Annotated in this window: 22 protein-coding genes; 10 read left to right on the top strand and 12 right to left on the bottom strand. The window is 51.6% G+C overall.

Features of this window, described 5'->3' with window-relative positions; all coding sequences use genetic code 11:
* Positions 1–16: 16 nt before the first annotated feature.
* From recF to dnaA, 3 genes are all read right to left on the bottom strand, one after another.
* Positions 17–1,120, bottom strand: a complete 1,104-nt coding sequence (gene recF, locus RO22_RS02125; RefSeq protein ID WP_041157460.1) for a DNA replication/repair protein RecF — start codon at positions 1,118–1,120, stop codon at positions 17–19.
* Between the two features lie 125 nt (positions 1,121–1,245).
* On the bottom strand, positions 1,246–2,349 hold the full coding sequence (dnaN, locus tag RO22_RS02120) for a DNA polymerase III subunit beta (protein WP_022521028.1): 1,104 nt from the start codon (positions 2,347–2,349) through the stop codon (positions 1,246–1,248).
* 60 nt (positions 2,350–2,409) lie between these two features.
* Positions 2,410–3,876, bottom strand: a complete 1,467-nt coding sequence (dnaA, locus tag RO22_RS02115) for a chromosomal replication initiator protein DnaA (protein ID WP_041157459.1) — start codon at positions 3,874–3,876, stop codon at positions 2,410–2,412.
* A 533-nt stretch (positions 3,877–4,409) separates the two neighbouring features.
* On the opposite strand from dnaA, the gene rpmH reads away from it, so the two are divergent.
* The 4 genes from rpmH (at position 4,410) to mnmE (ending at position 8,266) form a co-directional block, all read left to right on the top strand.
* Positions 4,410–4,544, top strand: a complete 135-nt coding sequence (gene rpmH, locus RO22_RS02110) for a 50S ribosomal protein L34 (protein WP_008959105.1) — start codon at positions 4,410–4,412, stop codon at positions 4,542–4,544.
* Between the two features lie 7 nt (positions 4,545–4,551).
* Entirely contained in the window at positions 4,552–4,950 is a 399-nt protein-coding gene (gene rnpA, locus RO22_RS02105) for a ribonuclease P protein component (protein WP_027958493.1), read from the top strand.
* Between the two features lie 121 nt (positions 4,951–5,071).
* Positions 5,072–6,760 carry a membrane protein insertase YidC gene (gene yidC, locus RO22_RS02100; RefSeq protein WP_009286358.1) on the top strand — a complete coding sequence of 563 codons (1,689 nt, stop codon included), beginning with the start codon at positions 5,072–5,074 and terminating at the stop codon, positions 6,758–6,760.
* Between the two features lie 135 nt (positions 6,761–6,895).
* A complete protein-coding gene (mnmE, locus tag RO22_RS02095) occupies positions 6,896–8,266 on the top strand; it encodes a tRNA uridine-5-carboxymethylaminomethyl(34) synthesis GTPase MnmE (RefSeq protein WP_039857850.1) in 1,371 nt (456 codons plus the stop codon).
* A gap of 18 nt (positions 8,267–8,284) precedes the next feature.
* Here mnmE and RO22_RS02090 read toward each other — a convergent pair whose 3' ends face one another.
* From RO22_RS02090 to rdgB, 4 genes are all read right to left on the bottom strand, one after another.
* Positions 8,285–9,130 carry a 23S rRNA (adenine(2030)-N(6))-methyltransferase RlmJ gene (locus tag RO22_RS02090; protein WP_009286356.1) on the bottom strand — a complete coding sequence of 282 codons (846 nt, stop codon included), beginning with the start codon at positions 9,128–9,130 and terminating at the stop codon, positions 8,285–8,287.
* A gap of 83 nt (positions 9,131–9,213) precedes the next feature.
* The gene (locus RO22_RS02085) at positions 9,214–9,888 is read right to left on the bottom strand and encodes an OmpA family protein (protein WP_027958496.1); all 675 of its coding nucleotides are present in this window, start codon (positions 9,886–9,888) and stop codon (positions 9,214–9,216) included.
* Positions 9,889–9,964: 76 nt separating this feature from the next.
* Positions 9,965–11,149 (bottom strand): radical SAM family heme chaperone HemW, encoded by a 1,185-nt coding sequence (hemW, locus tag RO22_RS02080; protein ID WP_009286355.1) that lies wholly within the window; start codon positions 11,147–11,149, stop codon positions 9,965–9,967.
* Positions 11,142–11,750: an RdgB/HAM1 family non-canonical purine NTP pyrophosphatase gene (rdgB, locus tag RO22_RS02075; RefSeq protein WP_009286354.1), complete on the bottom strand. Its 609-nt coding sequence runs from the start codon at positions 11,748–11,750 to the stop codon at positions 11,142–11,144. Before rdgB ends, hemW begins: the two co-directional genes overlap by 8 nt.
* A 281-nt stretch (positions 11,751–12,031) precedes the next feature.
* On the opposite strand from rdgB, the gene RO22_RS02070 reads away from it, so the two are divergent.
* The 6 genes from RO22_RS02070 to RO22_RS02045 all read left to right on the top strand — a co-directional run bounded on the left by RO22_RS02070 (position 12,032) and on the right by RO22_RS02045 (position 16,212).
* Positions 12,032–12,724, top strand: a complete 693-nt coding sequence (locus RO22_RS02070; RefSeq protein WP_027958498.1) for a response regulator transcription factor — start codon at positions 12,032–12,034, stop codon at positions 12,722–12,724.
* A 24-nt stretch (positions 12,725–12,748) separates the two neighbouring features.
* Positions 12,749–13,270 carry a CsgE family curli-type amyloid fiber assembly protein gene (locus RO22_RS02065; RefSeq protein ID WP_041157458.1) on the top strand — a complete coding sequence of 174 codons (522 nt, stop codon included), beginning with the start codon at positions 12,749–12,751 and terminating at the stop codon, positions 13,268–13,270.
* The gene (locus tag RO22_RS02060; protein WP_022521037.1) at positions 13,270–13,686 is read left to right on the top strand and encodes a curli assembly protein CsgF; all 417 of its coding nucleotides are present in this window, start codon (positions 13,270–13,272) and stop codon (positions 13,684–13,686) included. Before RO22_RS02065 ends, RO22_RS02060 begins: the two co-directional genes overlap by 1 nt.
* 49 nt (positions 13,687–13,735) lie before the next feature.
* Entirely contained in the window at positions 13,736–14,566 is an 831-nt protein-coding gene (locus RO22_RS02055; protein ID WP_041157457.1) for a CsgG/HfaB family protein, read from the top strand.
* 239 nt (positions 14,567–14,805) lie between these two features.
* The gene (locus tag RO22_RS02050) at positions 14,806–15,345 is read left to right on the top strand and encodes a hypothetical protein (RefSeq protein ID WP_052475483.1); all 540 of its coding nucleotides are present in this window, start codon (positions 14,806–14,808) and stop codon (positions 15,343–15,345) included.
* Positions 15,346–15,405: 60 nt separating this feature from the next.
* Complete coding sequence (locus RO22_RS02045) at positions 15,406–16,212, top strand: hypothetical protein (RefSeq protein WP_041157456.1); 807 nt, start codon at positions 15,406–15,408, stop codon at positions 16,210–16,212.
* Between the two features lie 68 nt (positions 16,213–16,280).
* Here RO22_RS02045 and RO22_RS02040 read toward each other — a convergent pair whose 3' ends face one another.
* The 5 genes from RO22_RS02040 to RO22_RS02020 form a co-directional block, all read right to left on the bottom strand.
* A complete protein-coding gene (locus RO22_RS02040; RefSeq protein ID WP_223828047.1) occupies positions 16,281–16,643 on the bottom strand; it encodes a hypothetical protein in 363 nt (120 codons plus the stop codon).
* 80 nt (positions 16,644–16,723) lie between these two features.
* A complete protein-coding gene (hemL, locus tag RO22_RS02035; RefSeq protein ID WP_009286351.1) occupies positions 16,724–18,004 on the bottom strand; it encodes a glutamate-1-semialdehyde 2,1-aminomutase in 1,281 nt (426 codons plus the stop codon).
* Positions 18,005–18,040: 36 nt separating this feature from the next.
* On the bottom strand, positions 18,041–18,850 hold the full coding sequence (locus RO22_RS02030; protein WP_041157454.1) for a hydroxymethylpyrimidine/phosphomethylpyrimidine kinase: 810 nt from the start codon (positions 18,848–18,850) through the stop codon (positions 18,041–18,043).
* Positions 18,850–19,281 (bottom strand): protoporphyrinogen oxidase HemJ, encoded by a 432-nt coding sequence (gene hemJ / locus RO22_RS02025; protein WP_022521043.1) that lies wholly within the window; start codon positions 19,279–19,281, stop codon positions 18,850–18,852. Before hemJ ends, RO22_RS02030 begins: the two co-directional genes overlap by 1 nt.
* A 9-nt stretch (positions 19,282–19,290) precedes the next feature.
* Positions 19,291–21,126: a chloride channel protein gene (locus RO22_RS02020; protein WP_041157453.1), complete on the bottom strand. Its 1,836-nt coding sequence runs from the start codon at positions 21,124–21,126 to the stop codon at positions 19,291–19,293.
* Positions 21,127–21,129: the final 3 nt, after the last annotated feature.

Below are 21,129 nucleotides of genomic sequence, written 5' to 3'. Positions count from 1 at the left end.
TACCCTTCTTCCTGCGCTAGCTGACTTTCTCTAAACCACTAAACCCCTCCTTGCAATGTTTCACGTGAAACATATTTACGGGGGTATCAGTTCGCCAGGCATTCTTCAATGCAGAAGGTTCGACACTGGTAATAAATGCTTGGCACTGCATATCTTCGAGTAAACCACAAAACTGGTAACGGTTTTTCTCGTCAAGTTCTGCGGGCAAATCATCGATAAGATAAATACAGTGCCGCTGTGCTGTTCTTTCCAGAAACCGCCCTTGGGCAAGCTTTAATGCACTCACCACTAACTTTTGCTGGCCTCTGGAAAGCACTTCTACAGCAGGCTGTTTGTTTATCCTGATACGTAAGTCAGCGCGCTGCGGACCTTGCTGAGTAAACCCCATCTGCTGATCAGTTGGCCGACTATCGTGTAACACAGTCGCAAGAGTTCGATCTTTATCCCAACCTCTGGCGTAGTGAAGCGACAATCCCGGCAAGGGAAGCAATACCTTAAGTGTCTCTTCAAAGACAGGCAAAAAGTCACTAAACCAAGCACGGCGTAACGAGTCCATCTGTTCACCCCAAAGGGCTAGTTCATGCTCCCACACCGCCATTTCCTGAGGTAGTATTCTACCACGCCTGAGCAGTGCATTCCGATGTTTCAACGCACGCCGGGTGCGCTTCCAGATTGCTAAAAAGTCATGTTTCACGTGAAACACGCCCCAGTCGAGAAACTCACGACGTCCGGCTGGAGAACCTTCAAGCAATCGAAAAGCATCAGGGTTAATTAATTGAAGCGGCATAGCCTCTACCAGTTCCGCCAACCGAGCGTTTTTATCTCCCTTTAAACGAAGCTCCAGCTCCCGCTGAGCTCTTAAACGACGCACACCAAGGGTAACCTCAGGCTCACCACTTAAACGTCCGTACAGCGTCATATACGGCTCATCCGTTTGGATCGCGTTTTTTAACTGGCGAGTACGAAAAGAGCGGCCCATGCCAAGAATATGTACCCCCTCCAACAGACTGGTTTTACCGCTGCCATTAGCACCGCTAATGACGTTGATATGCGAAGAGGGCGTCATCTCAACCGGCCTGAGATTGCGCAAAGCGTGGAAATTAAGCAGTGTCAGGCTCATCCTATTATCACCACTTAAAATATCCTCGAAAAAAGGGAGTATTCCAACGCGTTAGCGGCGCTTCTGCTACCAGAAGCGCCGCTAACGTAGCTTGCTTACGTATTGCTGTTACCCGCCCAAAGCGTTTACAGGCGCATCGGCATAACGACATAAAGCGCATCACCGCCGCCGGGCTCTTCCAGCAGCGCGCTACTATTGGGATCAGCCAGGGTAATCTGCACGCGATCTTCATTTAGCACTGTTAGTACATCAACTAAATAGCCGACGTTAAAACCAACTTCCATTGCCCCGCCGTTATACTCAACGGCGATATTCTCCTCCGCTTCCTCCTGCTCGGGGTTGTTGGCCATTACCTTAAGGTTGTTCTCTTCAAGATAAAGGCGCACACCACGGTACTTCTCATTAGAGAGGATAGCAGTACGTGAAAGTACTTGGCGAAGCTCCGCACGCTCGGCAATCAATACTTTATCGCCATTGCGCGGCACGACACGCTCATAGTCAGGAAATTTACCGTCGATTAACTTGGAGGTGAAGGTAAAGTCGCCTGTATGAGCACGCACATGACTGGAGCCAAGCGTCAGGCTGACAGGCTCATCGCTATCGTCTAGCAAGCGCGACAGCTCTAAAATCCCCTTCCGGGGCACAATCAGCTTTTGAGACTGGCTCACAGAGACCTCGATTGGCCGCGAGCACATCGCCAAACGGTGCCCGTCAGTAGCGACCGTGCGAAGCAAATTGCTTTGAATTTCCAGCAGCATACCGTTGAGGTAGTACCGCACATCCTGCTGCGCCATGGCAAACGAGGTCGCTTCTATCAGGTGCTTTAGGGTACCGCGGGGTACGCTAATCTCCTGGCTGCCGTCCGCATCTTCGATATTGGGGAATTCAGCGACCGGGAGCGTCGACAACGTAAAACGTGAACGGCCACTGCGTAGTACCGCGCGGCCCTCTTCAACGGCGAGCTGAATGTCGGACTGATCGGGCAATGATTTGCAGATATCCATCAGCTTACGCGCTGGCACTGTCGCGGAGCCCGCCTGATCGACCTGGCTTGCCACCGTGCGGCCCACGAGCTCGACTTCTAAGTCAGTACCGGTGAGCGACACCTGGTCACCCTCTACCTGAATCAGCACATTAGACAGTACTGGCAGCGTTTGACGGCGCTCAACAACACCAGCGACCAGAGTCAGCGGACGTAGCAGCGCCTCTCGGGAAATCGAAAATTTCATCAATACTCCGGTTCTATATCCTGAAAGACCTGCGTATAACAGGCCCGTCCCATGGAATGATTAACTGGTCAACAGGCGCAGTAAATTCTTGTAATCCTCACGAATATCCGCGCTCTCTTCCTGCAAGGATTTCACTTTTCGGCAAGCGTGCAACACCGTTGTGTGGTCACGCCCGCCAAAGGCATCGCCAATCTCAGGTAAGCTGTGATTGGTGAGCTCTTTAGCAAGCGCCATCGCCACCTGACGAGGGCGGGCAACTGAGCGTGAACGGCGCTTCGAAAGCAGATCCGCCACCTTAATCTTGTAATATTCGGCGACCGTACGCTGAATATTATCTACCCCTACCTGCTTATCCTGAAGCGCTAACAGATCTTTCAGAGACTCACGAATAAAGTCTTGGGTAATCGTTTTACCCATAAAGTGCGAATCAGCAATGACTTTTTTCAGCGCACCTTCCAATTCGCGCACGTTGGAACGAATTTTTTGCGCAATGAAGAAAGCCGCATCGTGAGGCAAATCGACCTTAGCCTGGTCGGCCTTTTTCATCAAGATGGCCACACGGGTTTCAAGCTCAGGCGGCTCTATCGCGACCGTAAGCCCCCAACCAAAGCGTGATTTAAGGCGCTCCTCTACCCCACTGATCTCTTTAGGATAGCGATCAGAGGTCAGGATCATTTGCTGACCACCTTCTAATAACGCATTGAAGGTATGAAAAAACTCTTCTTGAGAGCGCTCTTTTCCAGCAAAAAACTGAATGTCATCAATAAGTAACGCATCAACACTGCGATAAAAACGCTTAAAATCATTAATCGCATTAAGCTGGAGCGCTTTAACCATATCGGCGACAAACCGCTCTGAGTGCAGGTATACCACCCGGGCGTTTTCACGCCGGGTTGCCAATGCGTTCCCCACTGCATGCATTAAGTGGGTTTTACCCAAGCCTACGCCGCCGTATAAAAACAAGGGGTTATAAGCGCCACCAGGGTTTTCAGACACCTGGCGGGAGGCAGCACGAGCCAACTGGTTAGACTTACCTTCCACGAACGTATCGAAAGTAAAATTCGGATTGAGCCCGCTGCCATGTTTCAGACTGCCTTCTACCTGTACCTGACGTTCATTATTACGCCGACTCGGCGCTTCATCGCGCAGCCTATCGATTTCACGCTCATCAGCAATATCGCCGCGTGGCGGCGTATGTACCGCTGGCGATGCTGGCCGCGACGGCGAAGCCGATACAGGATTACCTAAATCACGATGCTGAGGGGCCTGGGCTGCCAAACGGCGACTACCCACCGTCAGGCTGACCTTTGGCGGCTTGGCCGGTGCGAGTTCACGCATCAGCTCACTAATCCGCTTGGCATACTTATCGTTCACCCAATCGCGCACAAAACGATTCGGCGCCAATAAGCGCAGCTCGTTGGACTCTCCTTCTTCTGCCTGCAGCGGGCGTATCCAGGTATTGAACTGCTGTGAATTCAGCTCATCCTGCAGGTTGTCCAGGCACTGTTGCCAAAGCGTCAGTGACACTCATCTCACCATCGGTTGAAAACGGCCGACCATTGTAGCGCCCAAAGCCTCGGTTATCCACACGGGTTTAGCCCTCAATATTGGCCTGTGGACAACTAGCGATGAGCCCATGGGAAAACCTTGTGGAGGGACGGGGATAATCGTTAAATACGTGTCTTACACACGGGTTAATCACATCTCGCCAACACCTTGTAGACGGCTTATACGGGACTTACACACAGATTTTTTATTGTTATAGGCAATTGAAAAATATCGTTTAAAACCACTTATCCACAAATAGTATCCCCACTATTAATAACAACAGGTTTAGAACTACCTATTAGTAATAATAGTGACTTTATTAATGGCTACTCTTTCCGTATCAAGCACGCTGGTTGAGGCGTGATAACGCTTTTATGCAAGGAAAAATTGCACCCAGCAGAGGAAGTCTCTACAATTTCCGGTCTTGAATTGAATCTCCCCGGCTAGTTCCTCACTGGACCGGGCTTTTTGGAATTCACTTTCCGTCCTAAACCACGTGGGAATAACGAGTTATGAAACGCACTTTTCAACCTAGCGTTCTCAAGCGCAAGCGCGCGCATGGCTTCCGTGCTCGTATGGCAACCAAAAACGGTCGCGCCGTCCTCGCACGTCGCCGTGCCAAGGGCCGCAAGCGTCTGAGCGCCTGATCTCAGATTGCGTGTACCGCAGCAAGGCTTTCCCCGGCAATTACGGTTACTAAATGCTGGGGACTTTAGTCACGTGTTTGAGCAAGCCGACCTGAAAGTGCATGGCAAAGGTATGATGGCGTTAGTTCGCTTTAGTACTCGGGGACACCCCCGCCTTGGACTGGTGGTCAGCAAAAAAAATGTTAAGCGCGCCGTAGATCGCAACCGTTTCAAGCGTCTGGTTCGAGAATCCGTTCGCCTTCGTCAAGATCACCTACCCTCTGTGGATATAGTGGTACTTGCGCGACGTGGCGTTCAGGATCTCGATAACGACACCTTGCATCGCCAGTTACACGGCATGTGGAAACGACTACAGCGTGACGCACAGGCGGTGATCGCAGCACCAACGCCTAAGCGTGACACGTGACCTTTGGTGCACCCCTCGCCGCTCGACCTCGGCCTGCCAACTGGCAGGCTTTCGTGTGTCAAGAGTCGAGTAAATGACACTGCGCCATTAGCATGTTCACCACCCAGCGGGCAGAACCCTCATGGACGTAAAACGACTTTTATTACTGATTCCACTAGCCGTACTCGCTTACTTGCTAGTCGTCCAGTGGAATCAGGATTACGGGCAGCCGAATTACGATTCAGTGCCTGAAACGACGCAACGCAGCAATTCCACGTCTCCTAGCAATGCTGAAGATGGAGAAAGCGGCTTAGCGGTGCCGAGCACGTCTTCACAGCAAAGTGCGGTAGGTGAAGGTATTCCTGATACCGAAAGCGAGACATCAAGCCGCGACTTCATTGCCGTGACCACCGATGTTCTGGATGTGCGTATTGATCCACACGGTGGCGATATTGTTTATGCCGCGTTACCGCAGCACAAACTCTCTCTGGATTCAGACCGTAACTATGTGCTGTTATCCGATAACAGCAGCCGTAGTTACGTGGCTCGCTCAGGCCTGCAGCTCGATGGCCAAGCCAGCCGTATCGCGTTCACGCCTGAAAACTCGGAGTATCGTTTAGGCGATAACGATGACGAGCTAAGCGTTGATCTAACCGCTGATGTTAACGGCGTTGAGGTCATTAAGCGGCTTACCTTTGAGCGCGGCAGCTATGCGGTCAACGTCAACTACTACCTGGCCAATAACACCGACGCACCGGTTAGTGCGCGCTTTATTGGTCAGTTGGCACGCGACAATAGCCCTGACCCATCAAGCGGTGTCTCCATGGGTATGAAATCCTACTTAGGGGCCGCTTACTCAACGCCAGATGCACGCTACGAGAAGATCGACTTTGAGGATATTCAAAGCCATAACTTCGAAAACCGTGAAGCACAGGGCGGCTGGATAGCCATTATTCAGCACTACTTTGTGTCGGCATGGGCGCCTCAGCAGGATCAGCAAAACCTTTTCTACGTCACCACCGACTCCAGTAATCGTAACGTCGTAGCCTTTGCTGGCCCCACCAGCACTGTGGCCGCCGATAGTGAAACCACTCTAGGCGCCACTCTGTACGTCGGGCCAAAAGTGCAGGACTATCTGGAACAAGTCGCTCCCAACCTGCAATTAACCGTAGATTATGGCTGGTTATGGTTTATTGCTAACCCCCTCTTCTGGCTGCTGGATCATATCCACGAGGTAGTCGGTAACTGGGGTTGGTCGATTGTCCTGTTGACCATACTGGTTAAGACAGTGCTGTTCCCGCTTTCAGCCAAAGCTTACAAATCCATGGGTAGGATGCGTAAACTCGGCCCGGAAATGCAGCGCCTGAAAGAGATGTATGGCGACGACCGGCAGAAAATGTCGCAAGAGATGATGAAGTTCTACCAGAAGGAGAAGATTAATCCGCTGGGGGGCTGTCTACCTATTGTGATTCAGATGCCTGTCTTCATCGCTCTCTACTGGATGTTGCTGGAGTCGGTTGAACTGCGGCATGCGCCGTTTATCTTCTGGATTCAGGATCTATCGGTGAAGGATCCGTACTTCATTCTGCCGATTCTGATGGGCATTTCGATGTTCGTTCAGCAAATGTTGAACCCGACACCTCCGGATCCTATGCAGGCGAAGATCATGAAGATGCTACCCATCATCTTTACTTTCTTCTTCCTGTGGTTCCCGGCCGGTCTGGTTATTTACTGGGTGGTCAACAACATCATTTCGGTGGCGCAGCAGTACTACATCACGCGCAAAATCGAAAATGATCCGAGTATCGGCAAAGGCATGAAAACCAAATAGACTGCCTTTGTCATCGCCCTTCAGACCCCCGCCCCGAGCGGGGGTCTGGCGTTTTAAGGTCGACAAATCCAAACTATGTAGATCGATGCTAGACCGATCAAATGCTACTTCTGCCAATTGACTAAGAGATTCACCATGGCCGAACGCCTCTATACGCCTGACACCATTGCGGCGCTGGCAACTCCCCCAGGACGCGGCGGCGTGGGTATTATCCGCGTCTCCGGGCCCGCCTGCCGCGAAATCGCTCAAGCCATGGTTGGGCATTGCCCTGCCCCGCGATACGCTCACTACGGCCCATTCCAAGGCGCAGAAGGGAGCATTGATGAAGGCATCGCCCTGTTCTTCAACGGCCCCCATTCGTTTACCGGTGAAGACGTACTGGAACTCCAGGGACACGGCGGCCCGATTATTATGGATATGCTGCTGGAGCGCTGTGTGGTCTTGGGTGCCCGCCTGGCGCGGCCGGGAGAGTTTTCCGAACGGGCATTTTTGAACGATAAGCTCGATCTGGCTCAGGCGGAAGCGATTGCCGATCTCATCGATGCCACCTCACGCTCGGCGGCAGAAAACGCTGTACGCTCGCTCCAGGGTGAGTTCTCGAAGCGCGTTTCTGCGCTGGTGGAGCGCTTGATCGAACTGCGCGTTTACGTTGAAGCGGCGATCGACTTCCCCGAAGAGGAGATCGACTTTCTTGCCGACGGTCACGTTGCCCAGCACTTAAGCAGCGTCCAGCAAGCGCTGAGCGACGTACGCCAGGCGGCAGGCCAAGGTGCACTGCTGCGAGAAGGAATGAGCGTGGTCATTGCCGGGCGACCCAATGCGGGGAAGTCGAGCCTGCTAAATGCGCTGACCGAACAAGATACCGCCATTGTGACGGATATCGCGGGCACGACCCGGGACGTGCTCCGTGAGCACATTCATATTGATGGTATGCCCCTACATATCATCGACACCGCTGGATTGCGCGATACGCCTGATGCGGTGGAGAAAATTGGTGTCGCACGTGCCTGGGCCGAAATAGAGAAAGCCGACCGAGTGCTGCTACTCGTTGATGCCAGCACCACTACTTCAACCGACCCCATGGCCATCTGGCCGGAGTTTGTCGCTCGCCTGCCCGACCAGAGCCGCTTAACCCTGGTGCGTAATAAAATCGATACCAGTGCCGAGCCGGCGGGCATTGATTTATCCACAACCATACCCATTGTGCGCCTATCGGCGAAAACCGGTACGGGTGTGGATAACTTGAAAGCGCATCTGAAGGATGTGATGGGTTTTGCCGCCACCACCGAGGGTCGCTTCTCCGCCCGCCGAAGGCACCTGGACGCCCTAGATCGCGCCATGGCAGCCCTTGATACCGGCCGTGCTCAGTTGGATGGATATGGCGCAGGGGAACTGCTGGCGGAAGATTTGCGCGACGCCCAACAAGCCTTAGGCGAGATCACTGGCGAATTCAGCGCCGATGATTTATTGGGCGAAATTTTTGGCAGTTTTTGCATCGGCAAATAGAGTTACTTTTTTCGACAACTACTCTCCCACCCACCAATCCGCCTGATAGCGGCTATCAGCGCCGAGCAGCGGGGTAATTTCTGCCATCGCTGCTGCCAGGCGTTTATCCAACCCCCAGGGCGGATTGATCACCAGCATACCGCTACCGAACATGCCGTGAGCCTGCTCGCCAGGTTCGCGCAGCAGCAGCTCGCTGCGCCATATCTTGCGTATTCCACTGGCCTGCAGCACGTCCAACAGCATTTGGTGATGCCCGGCAGGCAGCAGCGGGTACCAGATCATCATCACCGCATGGCGAGCCTTTTCCAGGGCCTGGATAGCAGTGTCAGCGACCTCCTGGTACTCCACCTTGCGCTCAAAGCTTGGGTCAATCAGCACGCATACCCTGGGTGTTGCTACCGGCAGCATCGCTCTAAGCCCTGCCAGCCCGTCGCCATACACGCGCTTGACCTGCGCAGGGAGCGCCTGGCCATTCAAGTGCTGGTGTTCGCCCGGGTGCAGCTCAAACAGGCACAGACGATCGTGCTCGCGCAGCGGCTGGCTCAGCCACCAGGGCGAGCCTGGGTAGAGGGTCAATTCATTATGATCTGGCTGCGCCCCAACAATAGCGTTTAACCAGCTTCCCAGCAGCGCGTCGGTTAGCTGTTCACGCTTCTGCCACAGTGGCCAGATGCCCTCACGGTACTCTTGGAGTCGCTGGGTCTCTTTGGTGGCTAATGGATAAAGCCCTCTACCGGCATGTGTGTCTATATATGTAATAGGTGTTTTTTTACGTAATAGGTAATCAGTGACGGCGTAAAGCGTCAGATGTTTGTGTACATCGGCAAAATTACCGGCGTGGTAGGCGTGTTGGTAGGACAGCATGGTAGCTCGTAAACAGGTGAACGAAAAAAGCCCGCTATAGGAGCATAGCGGGCTTTGAACGGCAATGTGCAGCTTTAAGAGGCTTAGCCCTGGCCGTTACCGGTAGGCGTCAAGGTAATTTCTACCCGACGGTTTTGAGCACGGCCCTGCTCATTGTCGTTGCTGGCGACTGGCTGAGTAGCACCGTAACCAGAAGTATTCAGGCGCATGGATGAAACGCCGTTCTGAGACAAGTAGCTGGAGACGGCTTGGGCACGGCGCTCAGATAGACGCTGGTTATAGCTCGCGTCACCGGTACTATCGGTGTGGCCAGCGATACTAACGCGGGTATCCTGGTACTGAGAAAGTACGTTAGCAACTTCATTGAGTGAGCCACGCGCTTCACTAGTCAACTCAGCAGAGTCAAAGCCAAAGGTAACGCCGCTGGGCATATTGAGCACGATATCGTCGCCACGGCGATCGATTTCAATGCGTGACCCCTGTAGGTTTTCACGTAGCTGCTGCTCTTGGCGATCCATATAAACACCAATACCAGCGCCCGCTGCTGCGCCCACGGCAGCACCAATTAGTGCACGGTCACGACGGCTGGTGCTGCCATCACCAGACAGAGCGCCTGCAGCGGCCCCCACGGCGGCACCAATCCCGGTGCCCATAGCGGTGCTAGAGCGCTGCGTTTGGCCACCGTAAGGATCCGATGTAGCACAACCGGCCAGTAGAATAGCAGCCGCCAACGGTGTCAGTAGTCGAGAAATTCGCATCACTCACTCCTTGTAAGTCGTCAAGCTTGATGGTTCAAGTCTGTTATTTCAGAAAAAAATTTCTGTAGATTGCTGGTCAATCATCACTGATCAAAGCTAGCAACTCATTCAAGAATAATAGACCTTGAGGCGATGCACGCAGTTTTTCAGGCATTTGCATCAAAAGTCCTTTTTTCTCGGCAGATTGTAAACGCGTGAGTAACCTTGCAGGCGCTTCACCGGTGTTAGCTCTCCATGTTTCAAGCGACACCCCGTCGGTGAGACGTAAAGCGTTCATGGCAAACTCCAACGGTAGCTCATCCGTTTTTATCAGCTGTTTACCGGCGATAAAGCCACGCAGATCATCTACGCGCTTTAGGTAGGCGTCTGGCTGGCGAGTTTTCCAGCGCCGTTCAATGTGCCACTCTCCATTTGAGTCAATACGGCTAAGCTTGCCATGGGCACCAGCGCCAATCCCTAGGTAGTCACCAAACTGCCAGTAATTAAGGTTATGGCGACTCTGGTGACCGGCACTAGCGTAAGCCGAGATCTCGTAGCGTTTGAAGCCCGCCTGCTCTAGGAGCTGATGCCCTTTATCCTGAATATCCCAAAGCGCCTCTTCCTCTGGCAGTACCGGGGGGTGGGAGTGAAAGGCGGTATTCGGTTCAAGGGTCAACTGATACCAAGAGAGATGTTCAGGTGCCAATGCCAGCGCTTGGGCAATATCATCCATCGCCAATTGAGGCGTTTGATCAGGCAAACCGTGCATAAGGTCAATGTTAATGTTGGTAAAGCCTGCCTGGCGCGCCTGTGCTACCGCAGTAATCGCTTCATCACCGCTATGAATTCGCCCCAGCGCATGCAGTTGATCAGGCTGAAAACTTTGAATACCCAGCGAAAGACGGTTAATGCCTGCTTTCCGGTAACCAATGAAACGCTCTTGCTCCGTGGTACCTGGATTAGCCTCTAAGGTAATTTCTATCTCTTTAGAGAAGGGTAAACGGATCCGGATCTCTTTCAGTAATCGTTCATAAAATGCGGGGGACAGCAGGCTGGGAGTCCCACCGCCTATAAAGATGGTTTTAATTTCTCGACCAGCCGCCAGGTCAAGATCACTATCCAGGTCTTGTAACAGCGCATATAGATAGGCGGCTTCAGGTAAATCTCGCGGTGTAAAACCGTGTGTGCCCGGCTCATGAGAATTGAAATCACAGTACGGACATTTACGGACACACCAGGGCGTGTGGATATAGAGAGAGAGTGGCGGCAACGTATCAGCCATGCGCCACCTTCAGTAACTCCACTAACCCCTGCAACGCGCGACCACGATGGCTAAGGCGATTTTTACTTTCGCTGGGCAGCTCGGCGACGCTCATACCCTGATCAGGTAACCAGAAAAGCGGATCATAGCCAAACCCCTCCTTCCCTCGGGGATGAGCAAGAATTTCGCCTTCCCAACTCCGTTGCACAATGACCGGCACCGGATCCTTCGGATGGCGCAAATAAACCAGCACACACCAGTAACGTCCACTTCTCTGCCCTTCCGCACAGTCACTTAATGCGGCTAACAACGTTTGGTTATTTTTCTCGTCACTTCTCGGCTCACCGCCATACCGAGCGGAATAGATACCGGGCGCACCATTGAGTGCGTCTACTTCAAGCCCAGAATCGTCAGCTAATGCAGGTAATCCACTGATGAGGCTCGCTTCACGCGCTTTTAACAGTGCATTTTCGACGAAGGTTAGCCCCGTCTCTTCCACATCCGTGACGCCAAAATCCGCCTGGGGGCGAACATCGAACCCCAAAGGTGAAAGTAACTGACTGAATTCTCTTAATTTTCCTGTATTGCCACTGGCAAGTACAAGGGTATTGACGGCGGCCATGGTATGTACTCCTAACAGTAGAACTGCAGTTTACGCGCTCACTGCTGGTATCAAAAGCCATCAAAATGTTACATAACGTATCTAATAATTAGGTAATTAATTTATTGCTTAATTAATAATAAACATTTGTTAAATAACAATATTTTCCATATTAATGAAAATATTGAAGAGATGAAAAATATTTTTACCATATATTTAATAACAAAACTTTACGAAACGTATCTTATGGTCAACACTTCAGTGGTTACCTGCTCACTCTTTCTTTCCACGAGGGCCACCCAATGTCGCAGGAAAAGTCTACCGGAACGGTGTATGTCGTTACCGAAAAAAGTCCCCAGGTTCAGTTGTTCGCTGAGTACTTGAACAAACACACCGGCTGTCAAATTAGTATCCATTCTCCTCATACAGCATTACCTATTTCCGCATCGGGCAACTTGCTGATTCTCATTGACAGCGATCATATTGGCATTGATGCACTGCCAGAGTGGCAAGATAAGTTACCCGACACGTTAACTAAAACTCCTCTAGCGGCCTTCAATATTCATGATATGGATCACGCCCTTGAAGCACTTTCGTGCGCTCAGTTAAAAGGCGTTTTTTATCGCAATGAAAGCCTTGAGGTAATTTGTAAAGGCATCCACTCGCTGCTTGAAGGGGAGCTGTGGATGTCACGAGATTTAATGGCGCGTTTAATCCTGTTTTATCGCAAATACCAAAGTAATGCTTTCCGCCCAGCCTGCGGACTCACTAACCGGGAAATGGAAATTATTTCCCTACTTAGTGCTGGCTCTTCTAATCAACAAATTGCCGAAAAGCTGTTTGTTAGCGAACACACCGTTAAGTCACACCTATACAACATTTTTCGCAAAATTAACGTTCACAACCGCATTCAAGCGCTCAACTGGATTCATCAGAACCTGGGCCCGATTCTGCCCAATATTGAGACCGCACGCAGTCTTCAACGACATCGTTAGCGCTAATGCGCAAGGGTAACTGTCATGCCATCAATGCACCGTTTATCCATCATCTTTTTCTTCATGGCGGTATGGATCGGGTCATCTTTAGCATTAGCTAACGAACCAACAGCCCCAACCGATGCATTGCCTGCCAACGAACAAGAAGCGATCGACGCTATTAATCAGCTCTCCAGTCCTGATGGGCCTGGAGTGCAAGGAAGCGCTAATGGAGGAAGTGAGCTAACTGGCGTGATGGTAGATAGAACAATCACCATGGCCGGTAAGACCTTCTACCGAGCCTTCAGCCAGCGGGCGATGGATAACCTGATTATCGGCAATGCCACCATCACCATTAAAGAGCGCCCCGATGCACGCTGGGGCAGCCAAGTATGGGTGATGGAGGGCAACCGTATGTATTTCCGTACACAGCTCTCCCCCAGGATCAATGAAGCCGATCGTACCGCTGAGGAAGCCGTGCAGACCGTCGAAAGAGCCCTGATTGAACGGCAAATATCCGCTTCGCTATCTTCCGACAAAGACTTGGGAAAAGAGGAGATTTTCTAATGAACCCAATAAAAAGAACTTGCTTAGTCGTTATGGGAATGGCCTTGGTGCTATCCACAACAGCACAAGCTGGGGAATTAATCTATAAGCCACTTAATCCTTCTTTTGGAGGTGATCCCTTTGTGGGTAGTTATTTACTAGGAAAAGCGCAGGCTCAAGATACCAATAAAGACTCCAGCGCTAGCCGATCAACTCCCACTTCCGCGACAGAAAGATTACTACAAAGTTTAGAGAGCCGACTCATTTCTCAATTAATAGCGGATGTCAGTTCGGGCGATGTTAGCGAAGGTAGCTTTGATAGTGATGAGTTTGGCGTAGTGGTTAGCGACAATGGTGGTCAATTAGTAGTTAGAGTAGTCGATAAGTTAACTGGAGATGTGACTGAAATAAGCGTGGGTGGGCTATTCAATCCTTAAAACAACAAAATAGCTCACTAAAAATTATCCGTCATCTCAGGGGAACACCATGAAAATTATCGCATCACTTATTGTCGCCAGTTTACTGAGTGGTTGTGCTGGCATGGTCGCCACATCGGAAAATTTAGAAGGTGCAGACGCAACGCTGACCCCACGCGGAGCAACCTATCAGGACTTAATATCGTTGCCTCCCACCGCTGGGCAGATATTTGTGTCTGTCTATGACTTTCGCGACCAAACAGGTCAATATCGACCAGCGCCTGCCAGTACTTTTTCCACCGCCGTTACCCAGGGGGCAGCAGCAATGCTGACCGGTGCGCTGGCGGATTCTGGCTGGTTTATACCGCTTGAGCGTGTGGGACTACAAAACCTGCTTACCGAGCGACGTATTATCCGCGCAGAGTTCGAACGCTTTGGTCAACCCGATACGCTACCATCACTTCGTGCGGCCTCGGTAATGTTGGAAGGCGGCATTATCGCTTATGAATCCAATGTTCGTACCGGTGGTGCTGGCGCTGAGTATTTTGGTATTGGCGCCTCAGGGCAATACCAAGTTGATCAGGTAACGGTCAATTTACGCGCGGTTGAAATATCCACCGGTGAAGTTCTGGCTAACGTAACCACTACGAAAACTATCTACTCGAAAGAGATGCGAGCGGGTGTTTATCGTTTTATCGATTTTCGTCGTTTGCTAGAGGCCGAAGTAGGCCTTACCACAAATGAACCCGTTCAACTTGCAGTCATGTCAGCGATTGAATCAGCAGTTATTCACCTTATTGCTAGAGGAGTTGAAAACCGCCTGTGGAACTTGGCACCAGGGACGAATATTCAAGATACCATACTTAATGACTACCTAAACTCCCCAACGCCCATGCTTTAATATTTCTTATATAAAAAGTAACAACGGCCACATTTCGAGTGGCCGTTACATACGTAAATAATACCTAAAATGACTACAAACCTAATTCTTTTATAGTAATTTTAATAATAAGTATTATTTCTATCATATTTAAAAAAACAATCGATATCTCAAAAAAAATCATTATGGTTAATTTCTAAAAATACGCCAAACTAAACACATTGATACAAAATGATACGCAAAGTTTCTAAAGGCAAAATATGAAACCGTTCAGTTACTGCCAGCACATGCGAATCTATTTTACTGCGTTAGTGGCCGCAATTTCTTTAACCAACGCTTCCACCTCATTAGCCGCAGGTAATGACTTTCCACATTCATCGGAAGAAGATGCCAGAATAACTCAGTATGCAGCAGGCACATATCATAATAGCCTTTTAAAAAGTAACGTTAGCATCATTAGTCAAAACGGTAATGATAACCAAGCTAGCGTTATACAGTCTCGCTCAGCGAGTTATCAAATGGGTAACATCGCCTACATCTATCAAGATGGATATAACAATCAAGCCAGTATTTCTCAAAATAATGGCGCTAACATTGGTTTAATAAAACAGGTAGGTTCAAATCATACCGCAAATATCAGTCAAACTGGTGGCCAATTTGAAATTAAAGCACAAGTAACCCAGTTTGGACGGAACAGTGATATAGCTCTTTCTCAATCGGGCAGTGGCCTTCGCAGCATAAGTGTCGAACAACAAAATTATTCGGGCTATGCACGACCGGTCACTATCGATACCAACTGAGTCGCAGCCAGCTTCTCAGTTATAACCAAAGCAAGTAAATCGTGAAACAGGGGAAACACCATGAAAACTCAAATTACTACTATCGCTGCTGCTATTGCTGTTGCATTAAGCATGGGCGTATCTGCTGACCCTCGTGATCCTAATTACGACCATGATGGTAATACTTTCAATGGTGGCAAGGGTGTTTTTGACGCCCAAGCAGGAATTCGCAATGGTTTAAATGGTTATGCTACGACAACTAACCCAAATACTCGGGACTCAATCATACTACAAAATGGCGGCAGTGATAACGTTGCCAACGCCACGCAAAAAGGTACGGAGCAGTATTCCCGTATTCGTCAAATCAGTGATGGCATTGGGAACCAAGCGTTTGTCAATCAAGGCCTAAATGGCGGCAACGAGCAAAATGAATCTGAAGTGCTCCAAATTGGTGGTGAAAATAACCTGGCAAGGGTTACACAAACCGGCAACCTTAACGACTCTTATATTCGTCAAACAGGAACTGGAGATAACACTGCAGACGTTGAACAGTTAAATAACACTGATTCAAGCGATTCAGTTATCTTCCAAGATGGTTATGATAATGATGCATATGTCTCGCAGCTTGATAATTCTGACACCACTTGGAGTCATATTTCTCAAACCGGTGACGGTAATTATGCAGATGTAACGCAGATTCGTGCTAATAACTCAGCTTCGTATATCTTCCAAAATGGTACCGAAGCACATACAGCAACTGTCGTTCAACGTGACGAATCTAACAGCCTATCTATGATTCGTCAAAATACCAATATGGGTGGCGCCGCTGTCGCTACGCATACTCAAGTAAATGGATCTAATAACTATGCCAGCAGCTTACAGTGGTAAACTGTTAAATTAGTGATTGCCAACCGCCCCTTCTGGGGCGGTTTTTTATTACTTTAAGAATGCAAAAGTTAACGAATCATCAGCGTTAATGTACCCCCGGCCCCCTGAGTCGACGAACGCGACCGATTGCTGCCTTTTTGAATATCTACTTCTAACCGTTCGTCATCGCTTAACAATTTAACGGTGCCTTCAAGCTCTGTACCAGTAAAGGTGTACTCCGCAGGCACTGTACCGCTCTCCTCAACGTGTTCGGTGGTTTCGCCTTCATGGGTAATTCGCCAGTGGGCGTAAAACTCTGCCCCCGGCGAACCGCTCATGGTGATATGGATCTGGGTCATGTCCTGCTCCTGAGGCGACTGAGCAGCCAGCGGGAAGCAAACCAGCAGCCCCGCTGCGCAGATCATGTATCGCCAAGCCGTTGGTCGTGCCATGAGTGTAACTCTCATATAAGCCAAGAGCCGCTCAAGTTGAGCGGCTCTTGACAGTATAGCTGGCTTTAGGTTACGTGCCGTTACATTACCGCAAAGGCTTTTTCTGCTGCATCCAGCGTGAACTGAATGTCTTCCGGGGTATGAGCACTGGACATAAAGCCTGCTTCGTAAGCAGAAGGCGCCAAGTAAACGCCATGATCGAGCATCGCGCCAAAGAAGCGGCGGAAGGCATCCGGGTTACAGGCGGTGGCTTGGGCAAAGTTATCCACACGGCTTTGAGAGGTGAAGAAAAGTCCAAACATACCGCCCGCCGACTGCGTCATCATCGGCACCCGTGCGGCATTGGCACGCTCCTGAAGGCCCGCACAAAGGGTGTTAACCCGCTGGGTAAGCGCATCGTGGAAGCCCGGTACCTGTAGTTTGGTTAGCAGTGCCACACCTGCAGCCATCGCCAACGGGTTACCCGACAATGTGCCCGCTTGGTAAACCGGCCCCAGGGGGGAGATGTTTTGCATTATCTCGCGCTTGCCACCAAAGGCGCCCACCGGCATGCCGCCACCGACAATTTTTCCCAAGCAGGTTAGATCAGGCACTATACCGTAGTGGGCTTGGGCACCGCCCAATGCCACTCGAAAACCAGTCATCACTTCGTCAAAAATCAGCACGCTGCCATACTCGTTACATACTCGGCGCAGCGTTTCCAAAAAGCCCGGTTGAGGCGGAATACAATTCATATTGCCGGCAACGGGTTCAACAATGATGCAGGCAATCTGATCGCCAATTTCGCTAAAACACGCTTCAACCCCTTCAGGGTCGTTAAACGACAGGGTAATAGTGTGTTCAGCCAGCGACGTGGGCACGCCCGGTGAGCTGGGTTCGCCGTGGGTAAGCGCGCCAGAGCCCGCCTTAACCAGCAGTGAATCAGAGTGGCCGTGGTAGTTACCCTCGAACTTAACGATCTTATCGCGGCCGGTGGTACCTCGCGCCAGGCGAATCGCCGACATGGTGGCTTCGGTGCCCGAGCTGGTCATACGCACCATATCCATGGAGGGGATCATCTCGCAGATCAAATCCGCCATGGTGGTTTCGACTGCGGTAGGGGTACCAAAGGACAGGCCGTTGTCTAATCGCGCCCGTACGGCTGCCAATACGTCTTGGTCGGCATGCCCAGTGATCATGGGCCCCCAGGAGCCGACATAATCCACGTAGCGATTGCCTTCGACGTCAAACAGAAAGGCACCTTGAGCACGCTCCATAAAGACCGGCGGGCGGTGCAACCCTTTAAACGCCCGGACGGGTGAGTTTACTCCGCCCGGTATATGGCGACTGGCAAGATCGAACAGTTCAGCTGATGTAGTCATGGCATCCTCTCGGTCAATGGCGTACAGAAGATAGGATCAAAAACGGGCAGCCCGTGAAAAACGATGTGGCAAACACTGGCCGCTGGGCGGTTGAAAGCCTTGAGACAAACTTTGCCAAGTAAAGTGCTGAGCCTGCTCACAAGCTGTTGGTAAGCGCTCACCAACAGCGAGACGAGCAGCTAGAGACGATGCCAGCGTGCAGCCAGAACCATGGAACAATTCAGGCAAACGTGGCCACTGCCACTGGCGAGTAGTATCAGGCGAGTGCAGGGTGTGCACCACCTGTTGGTCGTTGCCGGGCAGCGGCTCATCCGTGGCAGTGACCAGAATGGCTTGGCACCCCTGTGACATCAGTGCCACCGCACGGGCCGTATCATCGAAAGGAGTGATGATGTCGGGCGTAAGCTGAGCCAACTCAGCGCGATTCGGGGTTAAGATATCCACAAGCGGTAACAAGCGATCAATAAACAATTGTCGCAAAGCAGGTGTGGATAACTCAGTTCCGCCACCGGCCTTAAAGACCGGATCGGCCACCACGGGAATGCCTGGAAAACGACGAATCATTTGCTCCGCTGCGCGCAGGGTGTCTTCGTCAGCGAGTAGGCCAATCTTAATCGCCGCGACCTGCATCTCACTAATTGCCTCGGCCATTTGGCGCATCGCGGTCGGCTCAGCAGGGATCACGCGGGTCACATTATGACAATTCTGTACCGTCAGCGCAGTGGGGATCGTTACCGCCCAACCACCACAGGCCGCAATGGCTTCACTGTCAGCGATCAACCCAGCGCCACCAGTCGGATCATGTCCGGCGAGTACCAACACCACGGGGGGAAGCGGTTGGCGCATCAAAAGGGCTTCACAACGGCAAGCAGAATAATCGCCACGAGCGCAATCACCGGCGCCTCATTAAACCAGCGAAAAAACACATGGCCTTTGGTACAACGATCCTGGGCAAACTGCTTCAAATAGATCAAACAAACGTGATGATAGGCGATAAGCAGAACCACTAGCGCCAGCTTGGCATGCATCCAGCCCTGGCTAAACCATTCGGGCACCAGATAGAGCATCCAGCCACCAAAAATGAGTACCGCAATCATCGATGGGGTCATGATGCCACGGTAGAGCTTACGCTCCATGGTTTTGAAATAGCTGATGGCCTGTTCGTCGCCGTTATCCCGCGCAGTGGCGTGATACACATACAGGCGGGGTAAATAGAACAGCGCAGCGAACCACGTCACTACGGCCATTAAGTGAATGGCCTTTACCCATAGGTACATTGTCGCTCCTTAAAGTGATGAGTCCTTCTTACGGGTATCATTCTCTCGTACTTCATTGTCACGAAGGTCGGCACCACGGGGGTCAGTGTAGTGATAATAACGTTCGATGGCGCCACGGGTGATAATACCTGAAATACGCCGCTGCTTTGGGCGATAGCCATGAACGACGTAGAGCGCCCCCAGAGCGTTATCCTGCAGTTTTAGAAACGCTTCGGAAAGCGTCGCCTGTAAACCAATCGGCGCCAGCTCTAAACGCTGGCCGGGGATTTCCAGTAGATCAATCAGCTCATCCTCAGGCGGCTCATCCCCCTGCAGCGCCTCATCGTGCTCAAGTAGCCAGCGTGCCAATTCAGCGGCTTTTAGCGCCAGCACAGGTTTTTCCTCTGTTGACCGCTCAATCACTAACCACACTGGGTTCTTCTCTAATAAAAGCCGCGCTTGATCAGGGGTGATCATTCGCTCGGTGCGCACCAGTTGACGCTCCATCACCGCAGGCACCGAAACCCGTGAGAGTGCCTGCATCAAAGGCTGCTGAAGCGGGTGAAGCCCGTAGCGCACCGTGCTAATAAAGAAACCTTCACAGCCGGTCAATTGACGCGAGGTTAAGCACGCCACCACCACCGCCAGCATGCCGGGAAGCATGATACTCGGCGTATGGGTTAACTCCAAAAGCGCCATTAGGGCAGCAAGAGGCGCTTGTAACACCGCCCCCATCATTGCGGCCATGCCTAGCATCGCGTAAATACCAGGATCCGCGGCTTTATCAGACCAAAGCCAGCCTCCCAGTAAACCAAACAGTGCACCTGTGGCAGCACCTATGACCAACACCGGGCCGATAATACCAATGGGTACGCCGCCAGCGACAGTTAGCGCTGTAAGCAGTAGTTTGACGATCATCAGCGCCAGCAGCACTTTAATTTCCAGCTGGTTATTGAGCGCCGCCGCCACGCTGTCATAACCGATGCCCTGAACCTGAGGGAACCACCAAGCCACCGCGCCAGTTGCCACACCCACCAAGCCAAGGCGCATCCAGAGCGGCCACAGCATAATCCGCTGGTTGCGTGAAATATGAATAAACAGCCCCGCTAACAGACCAATCACCAGCCCGGTAACCACAATCCACGGCAAGTTGATCAGTGAACCTAGTGCTATCTCGGGGATACGAAAAGCGGGTTCATTGCCATAAGCCAACTGTGCTACCAGCGCACCCATGGTAGAGGCCAAAATCACGGGCATAAAGCTCACCAAGGTGTACTCCATCATCACCACTTCCATGGCAAAGATGACACCCGCGATAGGCGTGTTAAAAGAAGCGGAAATAGCTGCTGCGGTACCGCACGCCACCAGTACCCTGAGACTATTATTGGGCAAACGCATCTGTTGGCCTAGTCCACTGGCCGCCGCCGCGCCCAAATGAATCGCCGGGCCCTCGCGCCCAGCAGAGAGCCCGCCCAATACCACCACAACACCTACCCACCACTGATTTAACCAATTGCGTAACGGAAAACGGCCCTGATGATAGGTAAGCCGCTCAATTACATGTCCAACGCCCAGCTTGCGCGCTGCCGGTTTTTGCCGGTACAGCAGCACACCCACAAGGGTAACCGCCAACATAGGTAGCAGCACACGCAGCCAGGGCACCATGCTTTCAAACGCTTCTGGGTCGCCATCGGTCATGTAGAGCGCGGCGCCAGCTTCCAATAGCAGCCGAAACGCCACCATCACAGCGCCGGTAATAACCCCCGAGACAAGGCCCAGCAAACAGAGTTGCGGAAGGGCGTCGACATTGGCCAACTGGCGACGAAAACTCTCTAAGGTAAAATCCGATCGGGAAAAACGCGCCACAGC

The sequence above is a fragment of the Halomonas sp. KHS3 genome (genome assembly GCF_000830495.1).
GTDB classification, from domain to species: Bacteria; Pseudomonadota; Gammaproteobacteria; order Pseudomonadales; family Halomonadaceae; genus Vreelandella; species Vreelandella titanicae.
Note: the sequence above shows the minus strand (reverse complement) of the source record. Positions and strands in the feature narration are given on the sequence as shown.